Source organism: Streptomyces alkaliterrae (genome assembly GCF_007097205.2).
GTDB lineage: Bacteria > Actinomycetota > Actinomycetes > Streptomycetales > Streptomycetaceae > Streptomyces > Streptomyces alkaliterrae.
Genome location: NZ_VJYK02000529.1, coordinates 1 through 2,085, shown reverse-complemented (window position 1 = coordinate 2,085; position 2,085 = coordinate 1). Strand labels below are relative to the sequence as shown.

The 2,085-nt window shown below is 69.5% G+C and carries 3 protein-coding genes, 2 tRNA genes and 1 pseudogene; 5 read left to right on the top strand and 1 reads right to left on the bottom strand.

What is annotated here, in order from left to right; translation table 11 throughout:
• Positions 1–213: pseudogene (locus FNX44_RS26445) on the bottom strand (hydrolase); the annotation flags it as partial.
• 255 nt (positions 214–468) lie between these two features.
• On the opposite strand from FNX44_RS26445, the gene FNX44_RS26440 reads away from it, so the two are divergent.
• The 5 genes from FNX44_RS26440 to FNX44_RS26420 all read left to right on the top strand — a co-directional run bounded on the left by FNX44_RS26440 (position 469) and on the right by FNX44_RS26420 (position 2,040).
• Positions 469–541, top strand: a tRNA-Thr gene (locus FNX44_RS26440).
• A 51-nt stretch (positions 542–592) separates the two neighbouring features.
• Positions 593–665 (top strand) — tRNA-Met (locus FNX44_RS26435).
• A gap of 96 nt (positions 666–761) precedes the next feature.
• Entirely contained in the window at positions 762–926 is a 165-nt protein-coding gene (gene rpmG / locus FNX44_RS26430) for a 50S ribosomal protein L33 (RefSeq protein ID WP_143651502.1), read from the top strand.
• A gap of 186 nt (positions 927–1,112) precedes the next feature.
• A complete protein-coding gene (locus FNX44_RS26425) occupies positions 1,113–1,601 on the top strand; it encodes a MaoC family dehydratase N-terminal domain-containing protein (RefSeq protein WP_143651501.1) in 489 nt (162 codons plus the stop codon).
• Positions 1,594–2,040 (top strand): MaoC family dehydratase, encoded by a 447-nt coding sequence (locus tag FNX44_RS26420; RefSeq protein WP_143651500.1) that lies wholly within the window; start codon positions 1,594–1,596, stop codon positions 2,038–2,040. The genes FNX44_RS26425 and FNX44_RS26420 overlap by 8 nt, the downstream gene beginning before the upstream one ends.
• Positions 2,041–2,085 lie beyond the last annotated feature (45 nt).

Here is a 2,085-nt window from a genome sequence, read left to right as displayed (position 1 = left end):
GGCGGGGAGTAGCAGGTAGCCGTCGAGGTCGACGCGGGAGCCGGGGTGGTCGGCGCTCTGCCGGAGGCTGCCGGCGGTGCCGACGGCCTCGATGCGTGCGCCCGCGAGCCGTACGTCGACCGTGCGGCCGTCGGCCAGGCGCGCCCCGCACAGCAGCAGGCCGTCGGCGGAACGGTCCGGCTTGCCCGGCTCGTTCGGCTGGCTGTCGGCCATCGGACTCCCGCTGCGGAGGCGTGCGACCGACGGAACGGACGCCTCGGGGTGCTGCCCGGGGCGTCCGAGGACGGCCGCTTGATCGTGGAGGTGGGGCACGAGCCTAGGGCTCTGTCCGGTCGTGTCCGAGCAGGCCGGCAATAGTCGTACCGGTGTGGTGCGCGGGGCCGGGGAGGAGCGTGACGTACACCGCGTCGGGCGGGGGCTCTATGGATTTCACCTTCGGCGGCGGAGCGTGTAATGTCTTCATCGCTCGCCCCAATAGCTCAGTCGGCAGAGCGTCTCCATGGTAAGGAGAAGGTCAACGGTTCGATTCCGTTTTGGGGCTCTGGTGTGTGAGGTCGTCCACCCTTCGTGGGTGGAGGGCCGCTCACATCGTGGCGGCGTAGCTCAGTCGGTAGAGCAAACGGCTCATAATCGTTGTGTCACCGGTTCAAGTCCGGTCGCCGCTACTCACTCTCAGTAGCCGATTGTGGGGTCGGTCCTTCGATCGGCTACTCTTTCTGCGTTAAATCCGATTCATCCATCCGCCGTCAAGGAGCACTCACGTGGCTGCCACCGACGTCCGCCCGAAGATCACGCTGGCCTGCGTGGAGTGCAAGGAGCGGAACTACATCACCAAGAAGAACCGGCGCAACAACCCGGACCGTCTTGAGATGAAGAAGCACTGCCCGCGCTGCCAGGCGCACACGGCTCACCGCGAGACCCGATAAGCCTCGTACGAACAGTACGAACTGGGCTTGTGAACTGAGGCCGCCCCCACAGCGGGGGCGGCCTCAGTCGCGTTTCCCACCCCCCGGTGCGCCGGGCGCGGTGCGTCCAGGGCACGATCCGAGGGGGTCGCGCGTTTGTCCCCGCGTCCCCTCGTCACAGCATCTTCACCAGGAGGCAAGCGGCCGATGGCGCTGGACCAGTCCTTTGTCGGGCGGAGCTATCCGCCCACCGAGCCCTACGAGGTGGGCCGGGAGAAGATCCGGGAGTTCGCCGAGGCGCTGGGCGACACCACGCCGGCGTACGTGGACCCGGAGGCCGCCAAGGCGCTCGGCCACCCGGACGTGATCGCCCCGCCGACCTTCGTGTTCGCCATCACGTTCCGCGCGGCGGGCGAGGTGGTCCAGGACGAGCAGTTGGGGTTGGACTACAGCCGCGTCGTCCACGGCGACCAGCGGTTCGTCTACCGGCGCCCGGTGCGCGCCGGGGACCGGCTGACCGTGACGTCCACCATCGACGCGATCAAGTCTCTCGCCGGGAACGACATCCTCGACGTGCGCGGCGAGGTGCACGACGAGAACGGCGAGCACGTCGTCACCGCGTACACGAAGCTGGTCGCCCGCGCTGCCGAGAAGCCGGGCACCGAGGGGAAGGGTGAGGAGAAGAGCGATGGCTGAGTCGACGGTCACCGGACCCGCCTACGCGGACGTCGAGGTCGGCACCCAGCTGCTGCCGCGGAGCTTCCCCGTCCGGCGCGAGACGCTCGTCCGCTACGCCGGAGCCTCCGGCGACTTCAACCCGATCCACTGGAACGAGCGCTTCGCCAGGGAGGTCGGGCTGCCGGACGTGATCGCGCACGGCATGTTCACCATGGCCCAGGCCGTCCGCGTCGTCACCGACTGGGTCGGCGACCCGGGCGCGGTCGTGGACTACGGGGTGCGCTTCACCAAGCCGGTCGTCGTGCCGGACGACGGCGTCGGCGCCGTGGTGGAGGTCTCCGCCAAGGTCGCGGCGAAGCTGGACGACGACAACCGCACGGTACGGGTGGACCTCACCGCCACCAGCGCGGGCCAGAAGGTCCTCGGCCGCGCCCAGGCCGTCGTCCGACTGGCCTGACGCGCACGCCTGCCCGGCCCGCCGGACGTACCGGGAGGGTCGGGC